The sequence below is a fragment of the Streptomyces sp. bgisy100 genome (assembly GCF_057709105.1).
The window spans coordinates 99,902-106,322 of sequence record NZ_JBYITE010000021.1 but is presented as its reverse complement, the minus strand read 5'-3'; the positions used below and the strand labels follow the sequence as shown (position 1 = coordinate 106,322).

The 6,421-nt window shown below is 72.8% G+C and carries 7 protein-coding genes; 4 read left to right on the top strand and 3 right to left on the bottom strand.

Annotated features, from left to right (window positions below):
• Positions 1-7: 7 nt before the first annotated feature.
• Positions 8-1,267, bottom strand: coding sequence for an MFS transporter (locus tag AC3EQ1_RS16625; protein WP_432095080.1), 1,260 nt, complete (start codon positions 1,265-1,267; stop codon positions 8-10).
• Between the two features lie 164 nt (positions 1,268-1,431).
• On the opposite strand from AC3EQ1_RS16625, the gene AC3EQ1_RS16620 reads away from it, so the two are divergent.
• The 3 genes from AC3EQ1_RS16620 to AC3EQ1_RS16610 all read left to right on the top strand — a co-directional run bounded on the left by AC3EQ1_RS16620 (position 1,432) and on the right by AC3EQ1_RS16610 (position 3,962).
• Complete coding sequence (locus AC3EQ1_RS16620) at positions 1,432-2,070, top strand: DUF6758 family protein (protein ID WP_432095079.1); 639 nt, start codon at positions 1,432-1,434, stop codon at positions 2,068-2,070.
• A gap of 329 nt (positions 2,071-2,399) precedes the next feature.
• A complete protein-coding gene (locus AC3EQ1_RS16615; protein WP_432095078.1) occupies positions 2,400-3,284 on the top strand; it encodes a PHP domain-containing protein in 885 nt (294 codons plus the stop codon).
• Between the two features lie 72 nt (positions 3,285-3,356).
• Complete coding sequence (locus AC3EQ1_RS16610) at positions 3,357-3,962, top strand: MarC family protein (RefSeq protein ID WP_432095077.1); 606 nt, start codon at positions 3,357-3,359, stop codon at positions 3,960-3,962.
• 70 nt (positions 3,963-4,032) lie between these two features.
• On the opposite strand, the gene AC3EQ1_RS16605 is transcribed toward AC3EQ1_RS16610, so the two are convergent.
• Entirely contained in the window at positions 4,033-4,185 is a 153-nt protein-coding gene (locus AC3EQ1_RS16605) for a hypothetical protein (RefSeq protein ID WP_351514972.1), read from the bottom strand.
• Between the two features lie 263 nt (positions 4,186-4,448).
• On the opposite strand from AC3EQ1_RS16605, the gene AC3EQ1_RS16600 reads away from it, so the two are divergent.
• Positions 4,449-5,384: an NYN domain-containing protein gene (locus tag AC3EQ1_RS16600; RefSeq protein ID WP_432095076.1), complete on the top strand. Its 936-nt coding sequence runs from the start codon at positions 4,449-4,451 to the stop codon at positions 5,382-5,384.
• A gap of 83 nt (positions 5,385-5,467) precedes the next feature.
• Here the strand turns inward: AC3EQ1_RS16600 and AC3EQ1_RS16595 are convergent, their stop codons facing one another.
• The gene (locus AC3EQ1_RS16595; protein ID WP_432095075.1) at positions 5,468-6,376 is read right to left on the bottom strand and encodes an alpha/beta fold hydrolase; all 909 of its coding nucleotides are present in this window, start codon (positions 6,374-6,376) and stop codon (positions 5,468-5,470) included.
• Positions 6,377-6,421: the final 45 nt, after the last annotated feature.

The window sequence follows — 6,421 nt, the reverse complement described above, 5'->3', positions numbered from 1 at the left end:
CGGGGCGTCAGGCGGGCTGGGCCGCGGGCACCGCGTCCTCCCGCTCGTGTGCCGGCCGCGGCTCCTCCGCGGCGGGGCTCAGCGAACGGCGCCGGACCACCACCACGGCCGCGCCCGCGACCGCCGCGCCCGCGGCGACCACGAACGGCATGTGGATGTCGGTCCACTCCTCGATCTTCGGCGTCAGGAACGGCGCCGCGGCGGCCGCGAACCAGCGGACGAAGTTGTAGCCCGCGCTGGCCACCGGGCGCGGCGCGTCGGACACCCCGAGAGCCAGCTCCGTGTAGACGGTGTTGTTCAGGCCGATGAGAGCGCCGGAGAGCACCGTGCAGACGATGGCGGTGGTGCGGTCGCCGTAGCCGAGCACCAGCAGGTCCGCCGCGAACAGCACGAGGGACCCGCCCAGCACCGTCGGGGAGCCGAAGCGCTCCTGGAGGCGGGGCGCCACCAGCACGGAGAAGACGGCGAGCAGCACACCCCAGGCGCAGAAGACCGCGCCCGAGCCGTACGGGGTCATGTTCAGCACGAACGGGGTGAAGGCCAGCACCGTGAAGAAGGCGTAGTTGTAGAAGAACGCCGAGGCGGCGGCCGAGGCGAGCCCGCCGTGGCCGAGCGCCCGGACCGGGTCCAGCAGTGACGTCCGACGGGCCGGCCGCGGCTGCTCCTTCAGGAACGCGGTGATCGCGACGAAGCCGATGGCCATCAGCGCGGCGGTGCCGAAGAAGGGGTAGCGCCAGTTCAGGTCGCCGAGCACCGCGCCCAGCAGCGGTCCGCAGGCCATGCCGAGACCGAGCGCGGACTCGTAGAGCAGGATCGCCGCCGCGCTGCCGCCCGACGCCGCGCCCACGATCACCGCCAGCGAGGTGGAGACGAAGAGCGCGTTGCCCAGGCCCCAGCCGGCGCGGAAGCCGACCAGCTCGCCGACCGAGGTGGAGGTGCCGGAGAGCGCGGCGAAGACGACCACCAGCGCGAGGCCGGCCAGCAGGGTGCGGCGGCCGCCGATCCGGCTGGACACGAAGCCGGTGAGCAGCATGGCGACGGCGGTGATCAGGAAGTACGAGGTGAAGAGCAGGGAGACCTGGCTCGGCGTGGCCTGCAGGCCCCGGGCGATCGACGGCAGGATCGGGTCGACCAGGCCGATGCCCATGAACGCCACCACGGCCGCGCCGGCCGTGGCCCAGACGGCCCCCGGCTGGCGCAGGATGCCGGGACGGCCGGCCTCGAAGGGGTCCTCCACGGCGCCGCCGCTGCTTCCGCTCTGCTGCATGGTCTGCCACGCCCTCCGGCTCGACGGAATATCGTTGTGCGGTACACACAGTAGGTTAGATAACCTAATTAATGCAAGCTACACGCAAATCGCTCCGACGCCGCCGCAACCGGACGGGTGATCGTCCTTGACGCGGCGACGGCCGGGGAGGACCGTTGGGGCCTATGAGGGGCGAACCCAGTTGCCCGAAGTGCGGTGGCCGGGTCCGGGCACCCGGTCTCTTCGCGGATTCGTGGCAGTGCGACATTCACGGCACCGTGCACCCTCTGCAACCCGTCGTCCCGCCGAGCGTCGAAGCGCTCGGCGTGGTCGTGGGCCGGACCCATGTCCCGGTGTGGATGCCGTGGCCGCTGCCCATCGGCTGGCTGTTCACCGGAGTCGCCTGCGCCGGTGACGACCGCAACGGCGGCCGGGCCACGGCTGTCGCCTGCTCAGGACCCGGACCGCTGGGCGGAGTCGGCGAACTGATCCTGGTGGCCGAGGAGCTGGGCGTCGGGCTGGGTGCCCGGTACGCCGGCATCCCCGGGCCCGACCCCGGGTCGCGGCTCTGCGTCGACAAGCCGCCGGACGCCAAGCTGCTGGCCGCCGGCCGGCCCACACCGCTCTGGCACGTCGGCGGCGTCCCCGGGGACCGGGCGGTCTTCGCGGGGGAGGCGCGCGGCCTGTGGCTGTGGGCGATCGTCTGGCCGGAGCTGTCCGGGCTGCTGCTCTACGACGAGCTGGTGCTCACCGATCTGCGCGAGGCGGGCGCCGAGATCGACCTCGTGCCGTGCGGGGCGCTCTCGCCCCGGATCCTCTCCTGACGCCGGCGCGCAGTCCGGCGCCTGCTCGGGGGCGTCCGATGTTCTCGCGCTATGAGCGTCCGACCCGGGCGCGTACATGCGGGGACCCCTGAGGCCGGTCCGGAGCCGTTGGCGGCCTGCCGTCGCGGCCCGTCGCGCCCGGACCGCCTTCCGAAGGCCGGACTGCCGAGTGCGGCTGCCGCACCTTCACGGTCGCTGGGAAACGGGTTCCGAAAGGGGCTCGTCCCGGTGTCCCGGGCGGTGCGGAACCGCTCCGTCCGGGGTGGTGCGCCCGCCCCGTTATCCTGGAGCGTCCCCCCGTCCGAGACCGAAACCCGGAGGCGTGCCGCGTGCGTATCGACCTGCACACCCACTCCACCGCTTCGGACGGCACGGACACCCCCGCCGAGCTGGTGCGGAACGCCTCGGCGGCCGGACTCGACGTCGTGGCGCTCACCGACCACGACACGGTCGGCGGCCACGCCGCGGCGAAGGCCGCGCTGCCCCCGGGCCTGACGCTGGTCACCGGCGCGGAGCTCTCCTGCCGGCTCACCCCCGCCTCGCCGGAGGCGGACGGGCGCGACGGCATCAGCCTCCACATGCTCGCCTACCTCTTCGACCCCGACGAGGCCGACCTCGCCCGTGAGCGGGAGCTCGTCCGGGACGACCGGGTCCCCCGGGCGCAGGCCATGGTCGCCCGGCTGCGTGAGCTGGGCGTGGGCATCACCTGGGAGCGGGTGGCGGAGATCGCGGGCGACGGAGCCGTCGGCCGGCCGCACATCGCCACCGCCCTGGTCGAGCTGGGCGTCGTGCCGACCGTCTCGGACGCCTTCACCCCGGACTGGCTCGCGACCGGCGGACGCGCCTACGTCGAGAAGCACGAGCTCGACCCGTTCGACGCCATCCGCCTGGTCAAGGCGGCCGGCGGGGTCACCGTCCTGGCCCACCCGCTGGCCGTCAAGCGCGGCGCCTGCGTCCCCGAGAGTGCCCTGGCGGAGCTCGCCGCGGCGGGGCTGGACGGCGTCGAGGCCGACCACATGGATCACGACCCGGCGACCCGGGCCCGGCTGCGCGGCCTCGCCGCCGACCTCGGCCTGCTGGCCACCGGATCCAGCGACTACCACGGCAGCCGCAAGACCTGCCGCCTCGGGGAGTACACCACCGACCCCGAGATCTACGGCGAGATCGTGCGCCGGGCGACCGGTGCCTTCCCCGTGCCCGGCACGGGTGGCTGACCCGCCCCGCACCCCGACCGTCCTTTACGGCTCCCGCCGCTTCTCGTACCACTCTCCCCGCAAGGCTGCACCGTGTTCGACATCGCTCTGTTCGGCTCCGTCTTCGTCACGCTCTTCGTGATCATGGATCCGCCCGGCATCACACCCATCTTCCTCGCGCTGACCTCCGGCCGGGCCGTCAAGGTCCAGCGCCGGATGGCGCTCCAGGCGGTCCTCGTCGCCTTCGGCGTCATCGCCGTCTTCGGCATCTGCGGTCAGCAGATCCTCGACTACCTGCACGTCTCCGTGCCCGCCCTGATGGTCGCGGGCGGACTGCTGCTGTTGCTCGTCGCCCTCGACCTGCTCACCGGCAAGACGGACGAGCCCACGCAGACCAAGGACGTCAATGTGGCCCTCGTACCGCTGGGCATGCCGCTGCTCGCCGGACCGGGCGCCATCGTCACCGTGATCCTGGCGGTGCAGCGGGCCCACGACGTCAGCGGTCAGCTCTCGGTGTGGGCGGCCATTCTCGCCATGCACATCGTGCTGTGGGTGACCATGCGGTACTCGCTGCTGATCATCCGGCTGATCAAGGACGGCGGTGTGGTGCTGGTCACCCGGCTGTCCGGCATGCTGCTCTCGGCGATCGCGGTCCAGCAGATCGCCAACGGCGTCACCCAGTTCATCCAGGGCGCCTGACACCGGCCGGGCGTGCCCCGGACAGCGCAGCGCCCCCGCACGGTGTGTGCGGGGGCGCTGGGCAGAAGTACTACCGGGCCGCGGTATCGGCCGGGCGGATGTAGATGCGCGTGCCGCTCGCCGCGGCCTGCTGCACTATCCGGTTGACGGAGGCGGCGTCCACGACGGTGCTGTCCACGGCGGTGCCGTCGACGTCGTCGAGGTGCATGATCTCGAAGCGCATATGGCTTCTCCCTTCGTCTGATCCTCCTGCAGGAGAACTCTGGTGCGGGATTCATTCCACGATGGGCCCGCGATTCGACACGGTCATTGCCTGACCGTTAAGAGTGGATTGCGTGACTTCGGTGTCCCGCGTGCCGCCCGGTACAACCGAGGTGCACCCTGCAAACATTCCCTACGCTAAGGAAAATATTCGCATGACTAACTACTGGCGGGTAGAACCGCAGGTTGTGACCGCTCTCCGGGCACCCGGAGAATGAGTCCCTTATGAGCGACGCAGAGCCCCCGAGGCCCATCGACCCCGCCGCGGTCATCGCCGGCATCGAGCGGACGAACGAGCTGCTCCAGCGCGTGCTGGCGAAGGTCTCGACCACGCCCTCGATCCACGCGGTGTTCGCCGACGCCGGCTACGTGTACGCGGCCATGGGGCGGCTCGCCGCCGGCACCGAGGACCGGCGCGCCTTCGAGCTCGACGCCGAGGGGCTCATCGACGCGTTCATCGACAAGGCCCGGACGATCTTCCCGGACAGCCGGCTGCTCCGCGTCTACTGGTACGACGGCGCCCGGCGCCGCCTCCACACCACCGAGCAGCAGCGGATCGCCGAGCTGCCCGACGTCAAGGTCCGGCTGGGCAACCTCAACGCCAACAACCAGCAGAAGGGCGTCGACTCCCTGATCCGCACCGATCTGGAGACCCTCGCCCGCCACCGCGCCATCAGCGACGCGGTGCTGATCGGCGGCGACGAGGACCTGGTCTCCGCCGTCGAGGCGGCACAGAGCTACGGGGCCCGGGTGCACCTGTGGGGCATCGAGGCCACGGGCGGCCGCAACCAGGCCGACCCGCTGCTCTGGGAGGTCGACAGCCAGCGCACCTTCGACCTCGACTTCTGCAAGCCGTACGTGACCCGGCGGTCCGCCGCGTACGAGACGTTTCCGGACACCGGCGGCGAGGGCGCTCCCGCGCCCGGCCGCGAGGACGTCCGCTTCGTCGGCGCCCGGGTGGCCTCCCGCTGGCTGGGGGAGCGCGGCCGGGACACCCTGGCCGAGCTGCTGCCCGGTCACCCCTACCTTCCGGGCTCCACCGACCAGGAGCTGCTGAACGAGGCCGAGGGGCTGCTCCAGCACTCCCTGCGGGGCCATTCCGACCTGCGGCGGGCGCTGCGCGACGGCTTCTGGGACCATCTCCAGGCCCAGCTGCTCTGACAGGTGCCCTGGCGTCCGGGTCGGGCCGGGCCGGGCCGGGCTCCGCGGTGCCCGGGAACGGCTCCGGGTTCTCAGGCGCGCTGTCAGGCCCCGACGCCCTCCCGGGCCCCGGCGCCCTCCCAGGCCCCGTCGTCCTCCCAGAATGCGGCGAGGGCCTCCGCCGTCGGCTGCGGCTGCTCCGCGGCGGGGGAGTGCTCGGCGCCGTCGATCACCGCGCGCCGGGCCGCCAGCCGGTCCGCCATGGCGTCCATCAGCGGCACCGGCCAGGCGTAGTCGACCACACCGGAGAGCACCAGCTTCGGCAGCGGCACGGCGGCCAGCTCGTCCACCCGGTCCGGCTCGCCGATCAGCTGCTTCCCGGTGGCGATCAGCTGTTCCGGGACGGTGCCCTGCCAGCGGTGGTGCAGGAACTCCCGCACCGCGGGCGGGGTCGCGTCCCCCGCGGCCTCCGGCGGGTCGAGGTCCCGCATCGCCTGCCAGACCGTCTCCATGTCCCACACCAGCAACGCGTCGACCAGCAGCTTGGTGCGGGCCTGCTGGGCCTCGCAGATCGCCCCCGGCCCGGAACTCATGATCGTCAGCGAGGCGAACGGTGTGCGGTCCGCCAGGACCGCGGCACGGGCGATCAGGCCACCCAGGGAGTGGCCCACCAGGTGCACCGGTCCGCCGTCCGCACCCACCGCCGCGGCCAGCGCGAGGACGTCCCGGGCCAGCTCCGCCTGCGCGTACGCGCCCTCGTCGCGCGGTCCGCCGGACTCGTGCTGCCCGCGCCCGTCGACGGCGACGACCCGGAAGCCGCGGTGGGCGAGGGGCTCCAGCAGTGCGATGAAGTCCTCCTTGCTGCCGGTGAATCCGGGCACGAGGAGGGCGCTGCCGAGCTGCGGGGTGCCGGCCGGCGGCGCGGCGTCGTGCACCGCGAAGTCACCGCGCGCGGTGCCGAGTCGGTGGGCCCGGGCGCACGGGGGGAGGGCGAGGAAGGGGGGCCTGCTCATGCGGTTGAGGCTAGCGGCCGTCCCTGACGTCCCGGCATCCGGCGG

Excerpts from the sequence above, each read along its gene's own strand:
- AC3EQ1_RS16625 (WP_432095080.1), bottom strand. The coding sequence starts at position 1,267 with ATGCAGCAGAGCGGAAGCAGCGGCGGCGCCGTGGAGGACCCCTTCGAG.
- AC3EQ1_RS16620 (WP_432095079.1), top strand. The coding sequence starts at position 1,432 with ATGAGGGGCGAACCCAGTTGCCCGAAGTGCGGTGGCCGGGTCCGGGCA.
- AC3EQ1_RS16605 (WP_351514972.1), bottom strand. The coding sequence starts at position 4,185 with ATGCGCTTCGAGATCATGCACCTCGACGACGTCGACGGCACCGCCGTG.
- AC3EQ1_RS16600 (WP_432095076.1), top strand. The coding sequence starts at position 4,449 with ATGAGCGACGCAGAGCCCCCGAGGCCCATCGACCCCGCCGCGGTCATC.
- AC3EQ1_RS16595 (WP_432095075.1), bottom strand. The coding sequence starts at position 6,376 with ATGAGCAGGCCCCCCTTCCTCGCCCTCCCCCCGTGCGCCCGGGCCCAC.